Genomic DNA, 18,676 nt, shown 5'->3' with positions numbered 1-18,676 from the left:
CACCCGGCACGCCGCCCGCGAGCTACTTCGCCAGGTGCCGGCGGGCGAAGTCCACCTCGGCCGCCGTCTGCAGCATCGTCTCCGCCACCACCAGCGACCCGTGCCCCGCGTCGTAGCGGTACATCTCGTACGCGTGCCCGCGGGCGGCCAGCGCGTCGAGGTAGTTGTCGATCTGCCGGATCGGGCACCGCGGGTCGTTCTCGCCCGCGAGGATCAGCACCGGCGCCGTCACCTGGTCCACGTAGGTGAGCGGCGAGCACTCGCGGTAGAGCTCCGGCAGTTCCTCTGGCGAGCCGCCGAACAGCGCTCGGTCGAACGCTCGCAGCGGTTCCATCTCGTCCTCGTAGGCCGCGAAGTAGTCCGCTACCGGGACGCCCGCTACGCCGACTGCCCAGCGCGTCGGCTGCAGGCCGATGCCGAGCAGCGTCAGGTAGCCGCCCCACGAGGCTCCGCTGAGCACCGAGCGCGCGGGGTCGGTGAGGCCCGACTCGATCGCCCAGTCGTGGACGGCGGCGATGTCCTCGAGTTCGGTGATGCCCGGCCTGCCCTCGATGGCGTCGCGCCACTTCGAGCCGTAGCCGCTGGAACCGCGGTAGTTCACGTGCACCGTGGCGAAGCCCGCGTCGAGCCACACGGCGCGGTACGCGGAGAAGCGGTCCTCGTCGGACGAGTGCGGGCCGCCGTGGATCAGGAACACGGTCGGGAACGGGCCTTCGCCGGAGGGCCTTGAGACGAGTGCGTGCACGTCGCCGACGAACACGTCCTCCAGCGGCAGCGACGTCGCGGGGACGGCGCCGGCGGGCTCTACCAGGACGCTCTCGGTGCCGTCGGTGGCCAGCGCGCGGATGACCGTGGACCTCTCGGCGGACGACCAGGAGTACTCGATCGTGCCGTCCGGGCGGACGCCCGCGGAGCCGATCACGCCCGGTGCGGTGTCCAGAGTGGACATTTCGCCGGTCGTGAGGTCGTAGCGGTGCACGGTGTTGCGGGCGTGGTGGGTGTGCACGATCAGCAACGCGGACGCGTCCGGGTACCAGTCGGCCGCCACCTCGCCCGGCAGGTCGACGACGATCTCGCGTTCGGTGCCGGCGGCGACGTCCCAGATCAGGAGCTCCTCGCGGCCGCGGCGCTCGTGCAGCACCAGGAGGCGCTGGTCGCCGCGCACCGGGCTGAACGAGATGGCGTCGAGGCCGAGGCCCTTGCCGTCCCACTTCTCGCCGACGGTCTCGCCGGTCTCGGCGTTCAGCGCGCGCAACGCCATGTGGCGGTTGTCGCCGTGCTCGGAGTGCGCGATCACGACGATCGACTCGTCCTTCGCCAGCGCGGTCACGCCGGCGTCGTTGACGTGCTGGTAGATCACCTCGCTGCGGCCGTCGCGGTGCAGCCAGACCGTGGTGCCGTCGTCGGTGGAGGCGGCCACGGCCGTGATGGTGCGGCCGATCTCCAGGCCCGCCGGGTAGCCGGGGGTCACGTCGGCGACCGCGGGCTCTGCCTTGCCGCCGTCGGCGTGGAACGGCTCGCGGACCCAGATGCCGAACTCGTCACCGTCGTGGTCGTCGAACCACCAGATCTCGGTGCCGTCGGGGTTGAGCGTGGCGTGCGACGTGCCGTTCGGGCGGTCCGTGACCTTGCGGTGCTCGTTCGTCGCGCGGTCCCAGGAGTAGATCTCCCACACGCCGCTCGCGTTGGAGACGTACAGGGTGCGGTCCGGTGCGTCGTCGGCCCAGCCGGGCAGGCTCATGCGGGGAGCCGTGAACCGCTCACGCCACCGGGTCTCGGCGGCGGGGTCCTCGAACAGCTGGTCCGGAATGGCGGGAGAAGGGTGCGTGGTCACGGCTCAACACTAGAGTCACCGGCTGCTTCCAGGGGATCCCGAGCGCACCGGCTCGCCGTCCGCGTGCTCTGCCACCCGCCGGAGACGTGCCGGGTGGAATGTCGCGGAGCACCACCGGAGTGCGCGACGCGAACAGGTTGATCGAGCCAGAAAATCTAGGTGCGCGGCCCGCCGGGAGTTAATGTTGAGGCATGCCCGAAACGACGACGGAACGCCTCGCCGGGGCGGCCACGTTGGAGGAAGTGCAGCGGATCGTCCGCACGACGGCCAGATCCGCCCTGGTCGCGCACGGTGCGACGCTGGTGCTGCTCGACGGTGATCTCTGCTATTACGCCGACGAGGACTCGATGAGCCCGTTGTGGAAAGGCCAGCGCTTTCCCGCGGCCAACTGCATCAGCGGATGGGCGATGATGAATCGTCAGACGGTGGCGATCAAGGACATCCGCTTCGATTCGAGGGTTCCTCAAGAAGCGTATCGGCCGACATTTGTGCGGAGCCTGCTGATGGCCCCGATCCTGCGCCCGGAACCGATCGGCGCCATCGGTTGCTACTGGGCCGTCCCGCACACCGCGACCCCGGCCGAGTGCGAGACGCTCGAGTCACTGGCCGCCGACGCCGGCGAAGCGCTGGAACGCTTCCCGGAAGGCCTGCCCGCACGGGGCTTCATCAGCTGACGTGCCGGAAGTGCCGCAGCACCAACGGTTGCTGCAGGTACTCGTCCTCGTCCGGGAAGGTCACCGCGTCGGTACGCCACCTGGGACCCGCGTAGTTCTCCAGGGCCTGCTCGTCGCGCCACCGGCTCACGTACCGCACCACCAGCGGGTCGTCGAGGTCCACGAGCACCTCGTGCCCCACCAGACCGTCGAACGTCTCCGGGAACGTGCGGACGAGCGCCCGCACCCGAGCCACGAACTCCTGCTCCCGCCCCGGCTTCACCAGGGCCTCGGACACACGCGTCAGCACGGTCGAGAGCCTAGGGCCTGCCGAGCTCCTCCTCGAAGATCCGGTCGACCGTCCGCGAGGCCCGCGACAACGAACGGACCGCCAGGAAGACGACGGCGAACCCGCCGGCCACCACGAGGGTGACCCAGGTAGAAGTCAGCATGTAAACGATCCCCAGGGACTGCAACACCACAATTGCCTTGGCCGCGAGAACGACCCACGACCTATGAGAGGGATTGGCGGCGGAGGCGGAGTCCATCACAAGCATCTCCCGATTTATTCAACGAGGCATGAACCACTGCCTACGTCGTTTGGATCTAGTTAGCCGTTACGCAACGTAAGTGGAACCGTCAACCTTCACTCGTAAGGGTTAACGCTACGTGGTCGTTCCGTATCATTTGGTCGGGAACGATGGCGCAGTGTCATAGAAGTACGGTCCCGTCTGCGGCTGCTCGTGTCGAGACGCATCACACGATCGGGTGGCTTATCGGGAACTCCGATGTCCTTTTCCGTGACCGAAAAGGACTTTCGCCTCTGTGGCCAGGCGTGGCCTCTGATCGATGTGCGAGATGCAAGTTGCGAACGGCGAATTCGCGCTCGAATGGACTACGTGGGAGTGGTCGGCGCTTGTCGTCCTCGCCACCGGAGCGCGGCTCGACGGCCACTCGGCCGTGGTGGCTCCGGACCACGCGCCGGGGGCTTGGTCGGCGCTGCGCGGGTACCCGTCGGCGTCGGCCTCCAGTGGCGACCAGCGGTGGGCCGGCCGTCTCCCCGAATTCTCCCGAACTAACCGCAAAAACGAATCAGCCCCTGTCCGCATTTCTGCGAACAGGAGCTGACCCGTGTTATTTCAATCGGGGTGACAGGATTTGAACCTGCGACCTCTTCGTCCCGAACGAAGCGCGCTACCAAGCTGCGCCACACCCCGGCTGGGAACATGTAGAACTCTACATCATGTCCGCCCCAGCTCCGAATCGGACCCCCTCATTTCGGCCCTGACCAGGCGTAACGGGCCGGGGAACGAGGGTCAGCAGCGATGCCTCCGGAGGGCAGCAGAAGCGCACCGGGGCGTACGGCGAAGTGCCCATGCCGGCCGACACGTTCATCCACATGTGCGAGCCCCAGCGGGAAACTCCGCGGGCGCGGCCGCGGTCCAGTTCGCAGTTCGTGACAACGGCGCCGTAGAACGGAATGCGGAGCTGGCCGCCGTGGGTGTGGCCCGCCATCACGAAGTCGTAGCCGTCCGCGGCGAACGGGTCCAGCACGCGCGGTTCCGGCGAGTGCGTGACGCCGAGCCGAAGAGCGGCCGACGGGTCCGGGGTGCCCGCGATGTCGGCGTAGCGGTCGCGCTTCAGGTGCGGGTCGTCGAGGCCCGCGCAGAAGATCGGCTGGCCCGCCACCACGATGGTCTTGCGGACGTGGGTGAGGTCCTCCCAGCCGCGTTCGATCATGCCGGCCCGCAGGTCGCGCCACGGGAGGGTCACGCCGTGGATGCGCTTCGTCTTGGCGGACGGCAGGAGGTAGCGGACCGGGTTCTTGAGCTTCGGCGCGTAGTAGTCGTTGCTGCCGAACACGAAGACGCCCGGCTTGTCGAGCAACGGCCCCAGCGCGCGCAGCGTGCCCGGTACAGCGTCCTTGTGGGCCAGGTTGTCGCCCGTGTTGACCACGAAGTCCGGGTCGAGGTCGGCGAGGGCGGCGACCCAGCGCTGCTTCGAGACCTGGTTCGGGGTCATGTGCAGGTCCGAGATGTGCAGCACGCGGATCGGCCTGGCTCCGGGGGACAGGACCGGCACCGTGGCTGTGCGCAGGGTCCAGTGCCTTCTCTCTATTCCCGCCGCGTACGCGACGGTCGCGGCACCGAGAGCGGTCGTGGCGAGGAGTGCGCGGCCCAGCTTGTTCACGTGTCAAGGGTACGGAAGGGCGTTAACTCGATCGGCGCGGCATCCGGCGGGCGGTACCGTTCTGCCTCATGGCGGAGTTGAAGACGCGGCTGAAGAACGACCTGACCGCAGCGATGAAGGCGCGTGAGACGGTCACGGCCGGTGCGCTGCGGATGGCGCTCACGGCTGTCACGAACGAGGAGGTCTCCGGCAAGGAGGCCCGCGAGCTGAGCGACGCGGAGGTCGTGAAGGTCCTCTCGCGCGAGGCGAAGAAGCGCAAGGAGGCCGCGGAGGCCTTCGACGGCGCCGGCCGGGCCGAGAAGGCCGAGCTGGAGCGCCAGGAGCTCGCCGTGCTGGAGATCTACCTGCCCAAGCAGCTCGACGAGACCGAGTTGAAGTCCATTGTGGACAAGGCGTACGACGCCGTCGCCGCGCAGCTCGGCGAGGCGCCGGGGCAGAAGCAGATGGGCCAGGTCATGAAGGCCGTCAACGCCGAGGTCGCGGGCCGCGCCGACGGTGGCCGGGTGGCCGCCGCGGTGAAGGCCAAGCTGGCCGGCTGACGAACGAGTGCCGCAGCGGCTCGAAAACCGCTGCGGCACCACGACCTAGAAGGCCTTGTCGACCGCGTCCGCGAACTCGCCCATCGAGCCGAACTCCAGGTCGTAGGAGAACTCCCCGGACGGCTCGGGCGTCGCGCCCCAGCCCGGCCGGTCGTGCCGCCGGTTGATCCACACCGACCGCAGGCCCTCGCGCCGGGCCGGAACGTGGTCGTGGAACAGGCTCTGCGCCACGTGCAGCAGCTCAGACCGAGCGATCCCCAACGACCCCAGCGTCGTGTCCAACGCCCGGAAGTGGTTCTCGGCGGGCTTGTACGCGCCGACGTCCTCCGCGGTGATGATCGCCGCGAACTCCCCGCGCAACTGCCGGTTGCTGCCCGCGAACCCGGCCCGGTGCACGTTCGACAGGATGATCAGCCGGTACCGGGAAGCCAGGCGCGCCAACGCGTCCGCGGAATCGGCGAACGCGGGCCAGTCCGGCACGGACGCCCCGAGCCGCGCGGCCTGCTCATCGCTCACGGCCACGCCCAGCGCCTCGCCCGTGCGCCGGAACGCGGCCGCCAGCACGTCCGGGTACAGCGCGCCGGGCGTCGCGGCCTGCACGGACGACTCCGCCCGGCCGTACGCGAGCAGCAGTTCCTCGTCGCTCACCGAAAGCCCTGCCGAGCGCGCCCACGGCGAGAGCACCGCGGCGATCCCGGCCTCCCAGTCGATGAGCGTGCCGTAGCAGTCGAAGCTCAAAGCCTTGAACGAAGTCAGGTCCATGACGACCAACTGTAATACAGTTCAACTGTAGCGCAACCGCGTTAAACTGGTCACATGTCAGCTCTCGACGGCCTCGAAGTCCGGCGCACCACCACGGCCCAGCAGCTCGCGGACGGCCTGTCCGAGCGGATCATGGCGGGCGCCTTCGGTCCTGGTGACAGGCTCAGGGAGAGCGCGATCGCCGCCGAGCTCGGGGTCGCCCGCAACACCATCCGCGAGGCCGTGCGCATCCTGGAGCTGACCGGTCTCGTCCGCTACGAGGTCAACCGCGGCGCCGTCGTCATCGCCCCGACGCCGGAGAAGATCGACGCGCTCTACACGGCCCGCGAACGCCTGGAGACCGCCGCGCTCGCCCGCACCCCGAGCCCGGAGCACCTCCAGCAGCTCACCGAGGCGTTCGACCAGCTCGAAGCAGCGGCGAAGAGCAACGACCGGCAGGCGATCGTGGACCGCGACCTGGCCTTCCACCAGCGGATCGTCGCGCTGCTCGACAGCAGCAGGCTGGACGAGTTCTTCGCCGGACTCACCCAGGAGCTGCGGTTCTACCTCACGGTGCTGGCAAAGGAAGAGACGCCGGACCAGGTGATCGCGGAGCACCGGGCCATCCTCGACCCGATCCGCCTCGGCGACCGCGAGAAGGCGGTCGCCGAGGTCCGTGCTCACATCGACACGAGCGTCCAGCGCCTCAAGGCGTTGCTCGAGAACTAGCGGTTCGGTTCGGTCGGCAGCGTGATCGGTGGCGGCTCGTTCGGGTTGCCGGGGTTGGGCGGCGGCGCCGGCGGTTCGGAGGCGACCGGCGGCGGCACGTACCCCGAGCTCACCGACAGCGTGATCACCGTGCCGCGCAACGCGTTGCCGCGCGGCGACTGGCTCACCACGGTGCCCTTCGACTGCTCCGAGTTCACCGACTGCTGGCTCACCTTGTAGCCCGCCTGCTCCAGCACGCGGGTGGCGTCGTTGATCTGCCTGCCCACCACGTCCGGCACCTGGATCTCCCGGCCGCCCTTGAGGTACCGCTGCTCCACCTGCGGCAACGGGCTCGCGGGGATCGAGCCGTGCACCTTCGTCATCGTCTCGAACCACGTCTTGGCCGGGATCGTGCCGCCGAAGATGTTGCCGTTGCCGCACAACCGGGGCTGCGCGCCCAGGCAGATCGGCCGCGGCGAGGTGCCGTCGTTGAACGTCTGCACGGCGCCCGCGAAGTCCGGGGTCGCGCCGATGAACGCCGCCGACTTGTACTCCTCGGTGGTGCCCGTCTTCGCGATCATCGGGCGGGTCCACTTGGCGTTGCGGGCCGCCTGCGCCGCGGTGCCGTTGCCGACGTCGTCCTTGCTCATGCCGACCGCCAGGCCGTTCGCGAGACCCTCGGCGACGACCTGCTCGCACGGCGCCTCGTTGACCTGCACGGCCTTGCCGTTGCGGTCCAGCACCTTCGCGATCGGCGTCGGCGGGCACCACTTGCCGCCGCTCACGATGGTCGCCGCGACGTTCGCGAGCTCCAAAGTGGACACCGGTGCGGGCGAGAGCGTGAACGACGCGTTGCCGCCGTTCTGCTTGTAGAACTCGGTCTGCGAGATGCGGTTCTGCTTGTCCTTGGCCTTCGGGTCCGGCCGGGTGCCCTGCAGGTTCGTCGCCATCGTCTCGCGCATGCCGAGCCGCGAGGCCATGTCCACGACCGCGTCCATGCCGGTCTGCTCCTCGAGGATCACGAAGCCGGTGTTCGGCGACGTCGCGAGCGCCTGCTGCAAGGACATGGAGGACGGGTAGCTCGAGTCGAAGTTCGACAGGCAGTACCAGCGGGTGCCGGGCTCGCCGGTGCTCGGGCAGCGCTGGGCGCCACCCTTGAACACGCGCGAGACGTGCGAGGTCGGCGTCGGGATGACGTTCTCGATGCCGAGGCCCTTCTCCAGCGCCGCCGCGGCCGTGAACACCTTGTAGACCGAGCCGGCGCCGAACTTGTTCTCCACGCCACTCGGCAGGTCGTACGTCGTCTGGCGCAGGTCCGCCTTCAGGCCGTAGTCGCGGTTCGCCACCAGCGCGAGCACCTCGTGGCGTTCCTTGCCGGGCTTCACGACCGCCATCGTGTTCGCGATGCCGTCCACGGCCTTGCCGACGCCCGCCTCGGCCGCCGCCTTCGCCTGCGAGGTGACACCGCGGTCCAAAGTGGTCTGAACGGTGTAACCGCCGGTGCGCAGCTGCTCCTCGCTGAAACCCGCGCGCTGCAGGTAGTTCACGACGTACGAGCAGAAGAAGCCGTTCTCCGGCCCGGCGCCGACGCAGCCGTTCGGCGGCGTGCGCACCGGGGTCTGCAGACCGAGGCCTTCCTTCTTCGCCGCCTCACCCGCGTCGCGCGACAGCTTGTCGTTCTCGACCATCCTGTCGATCACTTTGTTGCGCCGGTCCAAAGCTTTGTCCGGATACGCTTCGGGGTCGAGTGCTGACGGACTGTTCACCATTCCCGCGAGCATCGCCGCCTGAGGAACCGTCAACTTGTCCGGAGTCGTGCCGAAGTAAGCCTGGGCGGCCGCCGCGATGCCGTAAATGGTCGAACCGAAAGGAACGACGTTGAGGTACCGGGCGAGGATCTCCTCCTTGCCGAGCTTTCGCTCCAGCTGCAACGAGATCCGGGCCTCGCGCATCTTGCGCGCGATGGTCTGCTCCTGGGCCTTGGCCTGCTCCAGCTTGTTGTTCCGCGCCACCACGTGGACCAGGTAGTTCTTGACGTACTGCTGGGTGAGCGTCGAGGCGCCCTGCGAGACCGAGCCGCTGACCTGGTTCGTCAGGCCCGCGCGGATCGTGCCCTTCCAGTCGACGCCCTGGTGCTCGTAGAAGCGCCTGTCCTCGACCGAGATCAGCGCCGCCTTCATGGTCGGCGAGATCTTCTCGGGTGGTGTGAGCACCCGGTACTGGTCGAACAGGTAGGCGATCGGCGCGCCTTCCTTGTCGGTGACCGTGGTGATCAACGGAGGGTCCGTCGTCACCAGGTCTGCGGAGATGCTGTCCACCGTGTCGCTGGCTCTGTTCGAGACGAGACCTGTCGAGCCCACGACGGGGAACAGCATGCCGGCGAGGAGAACCCCAGCCAGCAGGCACAGGCCGAGCATCTTGAGCACGCCATTCCTGACTCGCACGCGCCTCAGCGTACGCCGTACACGAACGGGTGAAGGTGATCAGTAAGTGCCGTTACTCAGCATGAGTAGAGATACGCACGACAGGTAACAGTCGGGTGACCCAGGCTTGGACGGGGAACCGAACGGCACTACAGTCCGTCAACGTCCAAGGAATGCAGCCGTAGCTCGAACGCTACGGCATCCGTGGCAGGGGTGTGGCGGATTTCCACATTTGGACAGCACTGAGGAGTGGGGGATATGAACCAGGGGGATTGGCGTATCAACGCTTCGTGTCGTGACGAAGAGCCGGACCAGCTCTTCGTTCGTGGCGCGGAGCAGCGCAAGGCGAAGCTCGTGTGCCTGGGATGCCCGGTGCGCATGGAATGCCTGGCCGAAGCGCTGGACAACAAGATCGAGTTCGGGGTCTGGGGAGGCATGACCGAGCGCGAACGCCGTGCTCTGCTGCGCCGCCGTCCGGACGTGGACTCTTGGCACGAGTTGCTCGACAACGCACGTCAGGAACACGTCGAGGACTCACGAGTCGGGTAGCGGATCACTCCCCGGCCAGCCGGCGACCTATCTCCCGGAGGCCGTCGAGGTCGTGCACGTCGGCGGGCAACGCAGGCACGCCGACCAGCGCGACACCGGGGTGAGCACGCGTGAACCGGGCCAGCAGCCGCTTCTCACGATCGGCTACTGCCACCCGGTCCGCGTGCAGCCGGAGCACTGCCGCGGCGAGGGGCGCGTCACCGGAGCGGTCGAGGTCATCGGCCGCTCCCAGCGCCTTCGCCGCCGGCAGGTCCGCCGCGAGCACCGGATGCGTCCGGTTCGCGACGAGTCCGCACAACGGCATGTTCTCTGCGCTGAGCCGTTCCACGAAATAGCTCGCTTCGCGCAGAGCGTCCGGTTCCGCCGCCGCCACGACCACGAAACCGGTTCCGGGTGAGCGGAGGAGTTCGTACGTCCGCTGCGCGCGCTCGCGGAATCCTCCGAACATGCTGTCGAAAGCCTGAACAAAAGTTGAAGCGTCCTGCAACAGCTGGCCGCCGACGATCGTCGACACGGCCCGCGTGAAAAGGCTGAAACCGGTTCCGACGATCTTCAGCAACCCGCGGCCGGACGCCCGCGCGGGCGCCGAGAGCATCCGGATGAACTTGCCGTCGAGCACGGTCGAGAGCCGCTGCGGCGCGTCCAGGAAGTCGAGCGCCGACCGCGACGGCGGGGTGTCGACGATGATCAGGTCCCACTCGTCCTGCGCCACCAGCTGGCCCAGCTTCTCCATCGCCATGTACTCCTGCGTGCCGGAGAACGACGACGAAATGGTCTGGTAGAAGGGGTTCGACAGGATCTGGTCCGCCCGGTCGCGGCCCGCGTGGGTGAGCACCATGTCGTCGAACGTGCGACGCATGTCGAGCATCATCGCGAACAGCTCGCCCTTGGGTTCGAAGCCGTCCACGACCACCTCGCGCGGGTGGTTGTCGAGCTCCCGCAGCCCCAGCGACTGGGCGAGCCGCCGGGCGGGGTCGATCGTCAGCACGACCACGCGCCGGCCGCGTTCGGCCGCGCGCACCGCCAGGGCCGCCGCCGTCGTCGTCTTGCCGACGCCGCCGGAACCGCAGCAGACGAGGACGCGGGTCTCCAGGTCGTCGAGCAGGGGGTCGAAATCGAGCTTGTTCATCGGACTCCCGCCGCGACCAGCACCTCGGCCAGCTCGTACAGCGCGGCCACGTCCACCCCGTCGGTCAGGTCCGGCAGGTCGAGGGTCGGCAGGTCGGAGTGCGACAGCAGCTCCTTCGCCTCCTGCTGCGACTGGACCCGGATCGCGTGTTCGACGGTCTCGTCGACCAGGCCTTCGAGCGTGAACTCGTCCAGCTCCAGCCCGGCGGCCGTGAGCCCCGCCCGCACCCGAGCCTCGTCCAGCCTGCCCTGCGCGGCAACCGGCACGGACCGCGCGGGCAGACGTGCCGGCTGCACCCGGTTCACGAACACCGCGCCCGGCCGCAGGTCCGCGCCGTCCAGCTCGGCGACCGCGTCCAGGGTCTCGCGCACCGGCATCTCCTCCAGCAACGCCACCAGGTGCACCGCCGTGTCACCCGAGTGGAGCAACCGCACGACGCCCTCGCTCTGCCCCTTGATCGGCCCGACCTTCGCCAGGTCGGCCATGGCCTTCGTGACGTCCAGGAACTTGACCACGCGCCCGGTCGGCGGCGCGTCCAGCACGACCGCGTCGTAGCGGTGGCGGCCGTCCGGCCCGACCCGGTTCACGCACTCCTTGACCTTGCCCGTCAGCAGGACGTCGCGCAGGCCGGGCGCGAGCGTGGTCGCGAACTCGATCGCGCCCATCTTGCGCAGCGTGCGGCCCGCGAAGCCGAGGTTGTAGAACATCGCCAGGTACTCCAGCAGCGCGGCCTCCGCGTCGACGGCCAGCGCGTGCACCTCACCGCCGCCCGGCGCGGACGCGATCCGCTCCTCCGAGTACGGCAGCGGCGCGCGGTCGAAGAGCTGGGCGATGCCCTGCCTGCCCTCGACCTCGACCAGCAGCACCCGGCGGCCACCGGTGGCGAGCGCGAGCGCCAGGGCGGCCGCGACCGTGGTCTTGCCCGTGCCGCCCTTGCCGGAGACCACGTGCAGACGGGCTCGGGTCAGCTCCTCGGTCCACGACGTCACACGTCCAGACTAGGTGTGAAACCGGTCGAAGGTGGACTGGTCGGTCAATCGGCCATGGTGAGGAAGAGAACGGCCATGGCGGTTGCGGCCACGAGCCCCCACGCCACGACCGACGGCAGGAACAACGCGATGCTCGCCGTGATGACGACCACGACCACGAGCCCGATCAGTCCCGCCTGGACGACCTGGGTGCGCTGACTGTGCTTGCGGTCACGCACCTGCGCCATGGCGACGAGCACCATCACCAGGCCACCCACCGCGAACAGGCCGGTGGCGATGATCCGCCAGGTCTCCATGTGATCAAGGTAGCTCCAACGACGAGAACCGCGCAGGCGCCGGCCGGGTGGCAAGTTAGGCTCCGCGCATGACGAAGTGGGAGTACGCGACCGTGCCGTTGTTGATCCACGCCACGAAGCAGATCCTCGACCAGTGGGGCGAGGACGGCTGGGAGCTGGTCACCGTGCTGACCAACCCGACCGGTGAGCAGCACGTCGCGTACCTGAAGCGGGTGAAGGCATGAGCGACTGGTCCTCCCGCCTGAAGGAACTCGGCATCGAGCTGCCGGGCGTCGCCGCCCCGCTCGCCGCCTACGTCCCGGCCACGCAGAGCGGCCCGTGGGTGTTCACCTCCGGCCAGCTGCCGTTCGTCGACGGCCAGCTGCCCGCCACCGGCAAGGTCGGCGCCGAGGTGTCCCCGGAGGAGGCGAAGCAGTACGCCGCGACGTGCATCCTCAACGCCCTCGCGGCCGTGCACGCGCTCGTGGGGATTGACTCGATCAAGCGAGTCGTGAAAGTTGTCGGGTTCGTGGCCTCCGCCGAGGGCTTCACGGGGCAGCCGGGTGTCGTGAACGGTGCCTCCGAGCTGCTCGGCGAGATCTTCGGAGACGCGGGCAAGCACGCCCGGTCGGCCGTGGGGGTCGCAGAGCTGCCGATCGGCGCTCCAGTGGAGATCGAACTGATCGTCGAGGTGTGACATGTCGGACACGTGCCACGAGCTGCTCTTCAGGCTGGCCGGGCGCATCCCGGACGACCTGCTGTGGCGGTACCGGGACTGGGCCTCGTCGGACGCGTACGCGGTGCTCGCGCGGTCGTTACCGCGCACGCTGCTGCACGGACGCATCCCTCTGACCGATCACGAACTGCGCCTTTTGCAGGACGCGCTGGTGCCCTACGGGGCGGATCCCGGTTCCCTCAGTTCGGTCAAAGGACTGGACGAACTGCCGCCCACCGACTACACCTTTTCCCCGGAATCACCCGATCGGGTGCCGATGGGAGATTCCGCGTCCGTCGTTCTCGGTGCCACCCTCCGTGGCCGGAACGGGGTCGGCGAGGTCCGCTCCTGCTGGCGCATCGGTCCTGACGGGATCAACCGCGTCCTGCTGGTGGCGGCCACGACCGGCCACGCCCGGCTGACCGGCGAGTTGCAGCGCGTGCTGCGGGCGCTGGGCGAACACGACCCGTGCGTCGAGGTCGTGCCGTCCGGCCTGGACCTGCCGCCCTACCACCGGGCGGCGCTGGCGGCATCGGAGCTGGTGTGCGCCGGCGCCGAGTCCGATGAGCACCTCGTGCTCAGCTAAGGAGAGCTGACGTGACGAACGACGGTGTCGGCCTGCCGGTCCGTCTCCACGATCTCCTGCTGTCGATGGCCGGGCGCGTGGACGACGACGCCCTGTCGCAGGCCCGCGAGTTCCTCGCGGTCGGAGAACTGGACCGCTCGATCGAGATGCTCCTCGGGACGCTCCTCGCGGGCGCCATCCCGGTGCTGCCCGACGAGCGCGCGGCGATCACGTGGATCCTCCACGAGGTCCGCTCGGACGCGTCGCTGACCGACCGCCTGCCGGTGGTCGAGATGCTGCCGTTCCTGCGCCACCGCTTCACCTCCGAGACCGACCCGGCCTCGGACATCGCCGGTCACCTGATCCGCGCGGTCTCGGTGCTGCCCGACATCCGCTCCGTGCGGTGCGTCTGGCGTTCGTCGCCGACCGGGTCGACGCCGGGCCCGCTGCCGCAGCGCGTCGTGCTCGTGGACGTCGGTCCGCAGGGCTTCCCGCCCGCGACCGCGTACCGGGTCGACGCCGTGCTGCGCAAGGCGGGCGTGCGCGCGGCCGTCGAGGTCCTGACGACCGGTGTGCAGCTCAGCGACTACCACGCGGCCGCGGTCACGTCGTCGCGTGCGATACCGATCTCCGGGGCACCAGCCCCGATGGCCGACCACGTGGCGCAGCAACAGCAAGCGTGGTTCGACCAGCCGGTCGAGGAGCTTCCCGCTCCGGCGCCGGTGGCCGAGCCGACACCGGCGCCGGAGCAACGGGAAGAGACCGGCTCACGACGCACACGTTCCACCCCGGCCCTGGAGGGCTCGCAACCCTTCCCGCCGAAGCCCGTGAAGCGCATCCCGATGGCCTCCAAGGAGCCCGAGATCGAGACGCTTCCCGAGCCCGTTCCGATCAACAGGGCCGAGGTGACCACCGAGCTCAAGGCCGACGAGCTCGCGGCACTGCAGGCCGCGCTCGCCGAGCCCGCCGAGCCCTCCTCGGTGGACGCGAACCTCAGCGAGCGCGAACGAGCCCTGCTGCAGCAGCTGCACGAGGAGCTGGCGCAGCGGGAGCAGTCAGGGCCGCAGGGCCCCGACAGCGGCCGGTGGCAGATCGACAGGTCCTCGACGCGCCAGTCGGCGTTCGGGGCCAACAACGGCCACCAGCCTCAGTAGGCGCTCCTCAGGTACTCCAGCTGGGCCCGCACCGACCACTCGGCGGCGGGCCACAGCACCCTGTCCACGTCCGCGTAGACGACCTCGACGACCTGCCGCGGGGTCGGGGCGCCGCCGAGCCGTTCGACGGCCTGGCGGACCTGCTCCAGGCGTTGGGTGCGGTGGGCCAGGTACATCCGCGCGGCCTCGCCGGCGTCCGCGAGCTCAGGGCCGTGGCCGGGGAGCACCGCGGTGTTCTCGGGCAGTTCGGCCAGCAGCGTGAGGGACTCGAAGTAGTCGCCGAGCTTGCCGTCCGGGTGGGCGACGATCGTCGTGCCGCGGCCCAGGAGCGTGTCGCCGGTCAGCACGGCCTCGCCGTCGATCACGAAGCACAGCGAGTCGCTGGTGTGGCCGGGCGTGCCGAGGACCCTGAGCTCCAGGCCCGAGCTGGTGATCACGTCACCGTTCTTGAGGCCTTCCGAGCCGTAGGTGAACGTCGGGTCGAGCGCGCGCACCGGCGCGTTGACGAGTTCTCCGAACCGTTTCGCGCCTTCGGAGTGGTCCGGGTGGCCGTGCGTCAGCAGGACCTCCGAGACCGGGCCCGCCGCCGCGACGCGTTCGAGGTGGGCCTCGTCGAGCGGGCCGGGGTCGACCACGACGTACGAGGTCGCGTCCGGGGCCTTGAGCAGCCACGTGTTGGTGCCGTCCAGCGTCATCGGCGACGGGTTGTCGGCGAGCAGCACGGCGGCGTGCTCGGTGACCTGGCGCAGCTCGCCGTAGCGCGGGTGCTCGGCGCGGGCGCCGAGCAGCGGGGAGCCGCTCACTGGAACACCACCCGGATGACGTCGCCGTCGCGAATCAGCTTGGGGATGATCTTCTCGACGCTGCGCTCCTCGGCCATGACCGCGCCGACGCTGCCGAGCGCGCCCACCTCGTCGAGCGTGCGCCAGGTGGGCGGCATGAGCATCCTCCGGCCCTCCTGGGCGTCCTGGACGGCTTTCCCGGGCGTCTGCCAGGCCGCGTCCGACGCCTCGGTGGTCTCACCGTCCGCGTTCTGGCCCTGCGGCAGCGCGGCGACGAAGAACCTCGTGTCGTAGCGCCGCGGTTCGTCCTCCGGGGTGACCCAGTTTGCCCACGGCCGCAACAGGTCCGCGCGCAGGACGAGGTTGTTCTGGCTGAGGAACTGGGCGAGCGAGAGCTCCCGGTCGACCAGCTGCTGCCGCGCCCCGGCGTACCGGCTCGTGTCGGCGACGACCGAGGTGGCGTCCGGGCCCGCGAGCAGCACGCCCGACTCCTCGAACGTCTCGCGCACGGCCGCGCACACGAACGCCCTGGCGGTGCCCTCGTCGACGTTGAACACGTCGGCCCACCACTTCGGCTCCGGCCCTGTCCACGCGACGGACGTGTCGGCGTCGCGCCGGTCGACCCCGCCACCGGGGAAGACGCTCATGCCGCCCGCGAACGCCATGCCCTTCACGCGGCGCAACAGGAAGGCCTCCAGGCCCTCGGCGCCGTCGCGCAGCAGCACGACGGTGACCGCGTCCCTGGGGGTGGCGGGTTCGGCGGCGGGCGTTGTGGGTACCAGGTTTCCCGGCAAGGTCATGTCGTCGGGCATCCTCCGAGCGTACGACCGCGCTAACCCGAGGATGGTGTGATGGCGACGAAGGTCTCCGGTTGTCTGGTGCAGGTGCTGCTGTTCCTGCTGGGCGCGGTGCTGGCCACCGGCCTGACCGCGGTGGCGGGCGTGGTGATGTTCGTGCCCGACCGCACGACCGTGATCAGCGTTGATCCGACTTCCGACGCACCGGGCGTGTACGTCAAAGAGGTCTCACGGCTCGTCGGCGGCACCTACTACGAGATCTGGCTCGGCCCGTCACCGGACCACGGCCACGTCGTGACGGTGCCCAACGGGTGGGACCACGACCCGCGGCGCGAGTCCTCGTCCGACGGCATGCGCCTGAAGTTCGGCAACGGCGGGGAGATCTTCGTCCCCAAGGCCAGTTACTCCTGAGGCAGGATGGGCGAGTGGACGAACAGCTGCGCGTAGGACTTGTCGGCGCCGGACCGTGGGCGGAGATGATCCACGCCCCCGGCATCGCGAACCACCCCGGCACCACCCTGACCGGAGTCTGGGCCCGCCGCCCGGAAGCCGCCGCCTCCCTGGCGTCTTCGCACGGCGCGGAGGCCTTCGAGGACTACGGCGCGATGCTGTCCACTGTGGACGCCGTGGCGTTCTGCGTGCCACCGGGCGTGCAGGGCCCGATGGCGCTGGAGGCCGCACGAGCCGGCAAGCACCTGATCCTGGAGAAGCCGATCGCCTCCTCGGTCGAGGAAGCCGAGGCCCTGGTCGCCGCGGTCGAGGAGGCGGGCGTCGCGTCCCTGGTGGTGCTGACCCGCCGCTACGCCCCGGAGACCAAGGAGATGCTCGCGCAGCTCCACCGCACCGGCGGCTGGACCGGAGCCGACAGCCGCTGGATCTCCGGCGCCCTGCTGTCCGGCCCGTTCTCCGACTCCCCGTGGCGCCACGACAAGGGCGCGCTGGACGACGTGGGCCCGCACGCCTTCGACCTGCTGGACGCGGCCCTGGGCGAGATCACCGACGTGCTCGCCGCCAACGTGACCGGCACGGGCCTGTGGCAGCTGATCCTCCAGCACGAAGGCGGCGCCACCAGCACCGTCTCACTGTGCCTCTCCCTGCCGGTGCAGCCGCCCTTCGCGGACTTCACCGTCTTCGGCGAGAACGGCCACCGCACGCTGACCAACCGCGACACCCCTGCTGCGGAGTGCTTCACGAACCTGCTCGACGACTTCGTGGCCATGGTGCACAGCGGCACCGTCACGCACGAGTGCGACGTGCGGCGCGGCCTGCACCTGCAACGCGTCATCGACCAGGCCCGCCGCAAGGCGGAAAGCACCGCCTGAGCCACCCGCACGAGCAGCAGGCCCAAAATTGTCAGGGGTGCCCGCTAGCGTCCAGAACCATGGACCTCACCGCCACGACGAGCACGTTGGCCGCGGCCGCCGCCGAGGTGGCGCGGCTGCTGCCCACCCGCGTGCTGGACCCGGTGCTCGCCGGCCTGCGCCTCCGCGCGACCACCGACGTGGAGGTCGCGGGCAGCGACCAGGAACACGGCGTGCGCCTGACCGTCGACGCCACGATTCACACCGAGGGCGAGGTCCTGGTTCCGGCGAAACCGCTGGCCGCGACCCTGCAGGCTCTCGACGACCCGCAGGTGCGCCTGAAGGTCGAGGGGCGGCGCCTGGCCGTCCGCACGCCGGCGTCGAGGTTCGCCATCCCGCTGCTTGATCTTGATCACCATCCCGGTGTGCCGGAGCTACCGGTGCTCGCGGGTCACGTCGACGCCGATAAGCTGAAGATCATCGCGGCCGTGGCGGGCGCGGCCAGCCGGGACGACGCGTTGCCCATCTTCACCGGCATCCGGGTCTGGTCGGACGCGGGCAGGTTGCACTTCCTGGCCACGGACCGCTACCGGATGGCCCATGGCACGGTGCCGTGGGAACAAGAAGGTCGACTCGACCTGTTGGTACCTGCGAAGGCGATCGTCGAAGCAGCCCGGCAGGCCCACGGCCGTGTCGCCCTGCACGCGAACGAAGACCGGCTCGGTCTTGCCTGGGGACACAACTCGATCTCCACCGCGCTCCTGGCCGCTCCGTTCCCGGACGACCGCGCGCGCCGACTCCTGGAGGCAGTCATCGACAGCACGGTGCTCGTGGACGCCGACGCGCTGGCGCGCGCCGTCCGCCGAGCCACGCCCTACGGCGGACCCCACCAGGCCGTGACCATCCAGGTCGAGGACTCGGAGGTCAGGGTCAAGGGCAACGACCCGCAGCAGGGCGAGTCCGAGGAGTTCGTCAAGGCCACGGTCGAGGGCGACCACCTGACGAAGACGTTCCAGGCCCGCTACCTCGCGGACGCGCTGAAGGCGTTCGCCGGCCGCCGGATCGAGCTGAAGATCCAGGACGGCCTCCGCTCGACCGTGCTGACCTCGGAGCCCGGCGAGGACGGCGTGGAGCTCACGTACCTCGTCGTGCCGATGCGCTCGGTGGCCTGACGACGCGGAAGGGCCGGCCCGAAACCGGACCGGCCCTCCACAGCAGCGTCAACGCAAGGCGAGTTCTCCGCGAGGGGCGAGCTTTCCGCGACGCGAGGCTGCCACTGTCAGGTGCGAGGCGAGTTCTTCGCCGGGGGCGAGCCTTCCGCGACGCGAGCCT

General features: G+C 69.6%; 22 protein-coding genes and 1 tRNA gene. 11 read left to right on the top strand and 12 right to left on the bottom strand.

Annotation, left to right across the window (positions count from 1 at the left end; translation table 11 throughout):
• Positions 1–22 precede the first annotated feature (22 nt).
• Positions 23–1,834: a prolyl oligopeptidase family serine peptidase gene (locus ACQEU1_RS25385; protein ID WP_433206476.1), complete on the bottom strand. Its 1,812-nt coding sequence runs from the start codon at positions 1,832–1,834 to the stop codon at positions 23–25.
• Positions 1,835–2,025: 191 nt separating this feature from the next.
• On the opposite strand from ACQEU1_RS25385, the gene ACQEU1_RS25380 reads away from it, so the two are divergent.
• On the top strand, positions 2,026–2,508 hold the full coding sequence (locus tag ACQEU1_RS25380) for a GAF domain-containing protein (protein ID WP_433206473.1): 483 nt from the start codon (positions 2,026–2,028) through the stop codon (positions 2,506–2,508).
• Here ACQEU1_RS25380 and ACQEU1_RS25375 read toward each other — a convergent pair.
• From ACQEU1_RS25375 to ACQEU1_RS25360, 4 genes are all read right to left on the bottom strand, one after another.
• Complete coding sequence (locus tag ACQEU1_RS25375) at positions 2,501–2,797, bottom strand: antibiotic biosynthesis monooxygenase family protein (RefSeq protein ID WP_433206470.1); 297 nt, start codon at positions 2,795–2,797, stop codon at positions 2,501–2,503. The two genes, ACQEU1_RS25380 and ACQEU1_RS25375, sit on opposite strands and share 8 nt — an antisense overlap.
• A 10-nt stretch (positions 2,798–2,807) precedes the next feature.
• The gene (locus ACQEU1_RS25370; RefSeq protein WP_433206467.1) at positions 2,808–2,939 is read right to left on the bottom strand and encodes a hypothetical protein; all 132 of its coding nucleotides are present in this window, start codon (positions 2,937–2,939) and stop codon (positions 2,808–2,810) included.
• A 691-nt stretch (positions 2,940–3,630) separates the two neighbouring features.
• Positions 3,631–3,704 (bottom strand) — tRNA-Pro (locus ACQEU1_RS25365).
• Between the two features lie 19 nt (positions 3,705–3,723).
• A complete protein-coding gene (locus ACQEU1_RS25360; protein WP_433206464.1) occupies positions 3,724–4,677 on the bottom strand; it encodes a metallophosphoesterase in 954 nt (317 codons plus the stop codon).
• 68 nt (positions 4,678–4,745) lie between these two features.
• Between ACQEU1_RS25360 and ACQEU1_RS25355 the strand changes: the two genes are divergently transcribed.
• Complete coding sequence (locus tag ACQEU1_RS25355) at positions 4,746–5,216, top strand: GatB/YqeY domain-containing protein (protein ID WP_433206461.1); 471 nt, start codon at positions 4,746–4,748, stop codon at positions 5,214–5,216.
• Between the two features lie 45 nt (positions 5,217–5,261).
• Here ACQEU1_RS25355 and ACQEU1_RS25350 read toward each other — a convergent pair whose 3' ends face one another.
• A complete protein-coding gene (locus tag ACQEU1_RS25350; RefSeq protein ID WP_433206458.1) occupies positions 5,262–5,978 on the bottom strand; it encodes a haloacid dehalogenase type II in 717 nt (238 codons plus the stop codon).
• Between the two features lie 54 nt (positions 5,979–6,032).
• On the opposite strand from ACQEU1_RS25350, the gene ACQEU1_RS25345 reads away from it, so the two are divergent.
• Entirely contained in the window at positions 6,033–6,686 is a 654-nt protein-coding gene (locus ACQEU1_RS25345) for a GntR family transcriptional regulator (RefSeq protein WP_433206455.1), read from the top strand.
• On the opposite strand, the gene ACQEU1_RS25340 is transcribed toward ACQEU1_RS25345, so the two are convergent.
• Complete coding sequence (locus tag ACQEU1_RS25340; protein ID WP_433206452.1) at positions 6,683–9,109, bottom strand: penicillin-binding protein; 2,427 nt, start codon at positions 9,107–9,109, stop codon at positions 6,683–6,685. The genes ACQEU1_RS25345 and ACQEU1_RS25340 overlap by 4 nt on opposite strands.
• A gap of 237 nt (positions 9,110–9,346) precedes the next feature.
• On the opposite strand from ACQEU1_RS25340, the gene ACQEU1_RS25335 reads away from it, so the two are divergent.
• Entirely contained in the window at positions 9,347–9,637 is a 291-nt protein-coding gene (locus tag ACQEU1_RS25335; RefSeq protein ID WP_285635590.1) for a WhiB family transcriptional regulator, read from the top strand.
• A 4-nt stretch (positions 9,638–9,641) separates the two neighbouring features.
• On the opposite strand, the gene ACQEU1_RS25330 is transcribed toward ACQEU1_RS25335, so the two are convergent.
• From ACQEU1_RS25330 to ACQEU1_RS25320, 3 genes are read right to left on the bottom strand one after another with little or no spacing between them, the layout of a single operon-like run.
• The gene (locus ACQEU1_RS25330) at positions 9,642–10,766 is read right to left on the bottom strand and encodes an ArsA family ATPase (protein ID WP_433206448.1); all 1,125 of its coding nucleotides are present in this window, start codon (positions 10,764–10,766) and stop codon (positions 9,642–9,644) included.
• Positions 10,763–11,755, bottom strand: a complete 993-nt coding sequence (locus ACQEU1_RS25325; protein WP_433206445.1) for an ArsA-related P-loop ATPase — start codon at positions 11,753–11,755, stop codon at positions 10,763–10,765. The genes ACQEU1_RS25330 and ACQEU1_RS25325 overlap by 4 nt, the downstream gene beginning before the upstream one ends.
• A 44-nt stretch (positions 11,756–11,799) precedes the next feature.
• On the bottom strand, positions 11,800–12,051 hold the full coding sequence (locus ACQEU1_RS25320) for a hypothetical protein (RefSeq protein WP_382443193.1): 252 nt from the start codon (positions 12,049–12,051) through the stop codon (positions 11,800–11,802).
• A gap of 68 nt (positions 12,052–12,119) precedes the next feature.
• Here ACQEU1_RS25320 and ACQEU1_RS25315 point away from each other — a divergent pair, with 68 nt between their 5' ends.
• The 4 genes from ACQEU1_RS25315 to ACQEU1_RS25300 are packed head-to-tail and all read left to right on the top strand — an operon-like array spanning position 12,120 to position 14,464.
• Positions 12,120–12,275: a DUF4177 domain-containing protein gene (locus tag ACQEU1_RS25315; RefSeq protein ID WP_086668176.1), complete on the top strand. Its 156-nt coding sequence runs from the start codon at positions 12,120–12,122 to the stop codon at positions 12,273–12,275.
• The gene (locus ACQEU1_RS25310; RefSeq protein WP_433206440.1) at positions 12,272–12,727 is read left to right on the top strand and encodes a RidA family protein; all 456 of its coding nucleotides are present in this window, start codon (positions 12,272–12,274) and stop codon (positions 12,725–12,727) included. Before ACQEU1_RS25315 ends, ACQEU1_RS25310 begins: the two co-directional genes overlap by 4 nt.
• Before the next feature lies 1 nt (position 12,728).
• Positions 12,729–13,331, top strand: coding sequence for a hypothetical protein (locus ACQEU1_RS25305; protein WP_433206437.1), 603 nt, complete (start codon positions 12,729–12,731; stop codon positions 13,329–13,331).
• Positions 13,332–13,342: 11 nt separating this feature from the next.
• Positions 13,343–14,464, top strand: coding sequence for a hypothetical protein (locus ACQEU1_RS25300; RefSeq protein ID WP_433206434.1), 1,122 nt, complete (start codon positions 13,343–13,345; stop codon positions 14,462–14,464).
• On the opposite strand, the gene ACQEU1_RS25295 is transcribed toward ACQEU1_RS25300, so the two are convergent.
• Both ACQEU1_RS25295 and ACQEU1_RS25290 read right to left on the bottom strand, forming a co-directional pair.
• Positions 14,458–15,267, bottom strand: a complete 810-nt coding sequence (locus ACQEU1_RS25295; protein ID WP_433206431.1) for an MBL fold metallo-hydrolase — start codon at positions 15,265–15,267, stop codon at positions 14,458–14,460. The genes ACQEU1_RS25300 and ACQEU1_RS25295 overlap by 7 nt on opposite strands.
• Positions 15,264–16,058, bottom strand: a complete 795-nt coding sequence (locus ACQEU1_RS25290) for an NUDIX hydrolase (protein ID WP_433206428.1) — start codon at positions 16,056–16,058, stop codon at positions 15,264–15,266. Before ACQEU1_RS25290 ends, ACQEU1_RS25295 begins: the two co-directional genes overlap by 4 nt.
• A 39-nt stretch (positions 16,059–16,097) precedes the next feature.
• Between ACQEU1_RS25290 and ACQEU1_RS25285 the strand changes: the two genes are divergently transcribed.
• The 3 genes from ACQEU1_RS25285 to dnaN are packed head-to-tail and all read left to right on the top strand — an operon-like array spanning position 16,098 to position 18,516.
• A complete protein-coding gene (locus ACQEU1_RS25285) occupies positions 16,098–16,454 on the top strand; it encodes a hypothetical protein (protein WP_433206425.1) in 357 nt (118 codons plus the stop codon).
• Positions 16,455–16,468: 14 nt separating this feature from the next.
• Positions 16,469–17,365 (top strand): Gfo/Idh/MocA family protein, encoded by an 897-nt coding sequence (locus ACQEU1_RS25280; protein WP_433206422.1) that lies wholly within the window; start codon positions 16,469–16,471, stop codon positions 17,363–17,365.
• A gap of 59 nt (positions 17,366–17,424) precedes the next feature.
• Complete coding sequence (gene dnaN / locus ACQEU1_RS25275; protein ID WP_433206419.1) at positions 17,425–18,516, top strand: DNA polymerase III subunit beta; 1,092 nt, start codon at positions 17,425–17,427, stop codon at positions 18,514–18,516.
• Positions 18,517–18,676: the final 160 nt, after the last annotated feature.

Source organism: Lentzea sp. CA-135723 (assembly GCF_050936595.1).
Taxonomy (GTDB): Bacteria; Actinomycetota; Actinomycetes; order Mycobacteriales; family Pseudonocardiaceae; genus Lentzea.
The sequence above is the reverse complement of the archived record's forward strand: the minus strand, read 5'-3'. Positions and strand labels throughout refer to the sequence as shown.

Coding starts and splice junctions, on each gene's coding strand:
- ACQEU1_RS25380 (WP_433206473.1), top strand. CDS start 2,026: ATGCCCGAAACGACGACGGAACGCCTCGCCGGGGCGGCCACGTTGGAG.
- ACQEU1_RS25370 (WP_433206467.1), bottom strand. CDS start 2,939: ATGCTGACTTCTACCTGGGTCACCCTCGTGGTGGCCGGCGGGTTCGCC.
- ACQEU1_RS25355 (WP_433206461.1), top strand. CDS start 4,746: ATGGCGGAGTTGAAGACGCGGCTGAAGAACGACCTGACCGCAGCGATG.
- ACQEU1_RS25350 (WP_433206458.1), bottom strand. CDS start 5,978: ATGGACCTGACTTCGTTCAAGGCTTTGAGCTTCGACTGCTACGGCACG.
- ACQEU1_RS25345 (WP_433206455.1), top strand. CDS start 6,033: ATGTCAGCTCTCGACGGCCTCGAAGTCCGGCGCACCACCACGGCCCAG.
- ACQEU1_RS25335 (WP_285635590.1), top strand. CDS start 9,347: ATGAACCAGGGGGATTGGCGTATCAACGCTTCGTGTCGTGACGAAGAG.
- ACQEU1_RS25330 (WP_433206448.1), bottom strand. CDS start 10,766: ATGAACAAGCTCGATTTCGACCCCCTGCTCGACGACCTGGAGACCCGC.
- ACQEU1_RS25320 (WP_382443193.1), bottom strand. CDS start 12,051: ATGGAGACCTGGCGGATCATCGCCACCGGCCTGTTCGCGGTGGGTGGC.
- ACQEU1_RS25315 (WP_086668176.1), top strand. CDS start 12,120: ATGACGAAGTGGGAGTACGCGACCGTGCCGTTGTTGATCCACGCCACG.
- ACQEU1_RS25310 (WP_433206440.1), top strand. CDS start 12,272: ATGAGCGACTGGTCCTCCCGCCTGAAGGAACTCGGCATCGAGCTGCCG.
- ACQEU1_RS25305 (WP_433206437.1), top strand. CDS start 12,729: ATGTCGGACACGTGCCACGAGCTGCTCTTCAGGCTGGCCGGGCGCATC.
- ACQEU1_RS25290 (WP_433206428.1), bottom strand. CDS start 16,058: ATGCCCGACGACATGACCTTGCCGGGAAACCTGGTACCCACAACGCCC.
- ACQEU1_RS25285 (WP_433206425.1), top strand. CDS start 16,098: ATGGCGACGAAGGTCTCCGGTTGTCTGGTGCAGGTGCTGCTGTTCCTG.
- dnaN (WP_433206419.1), top strand. CDS start 17,425: ATGGACCTCACCGCCACGACGAGCACGTTGGCCGCGGCCGCCGCCGAG.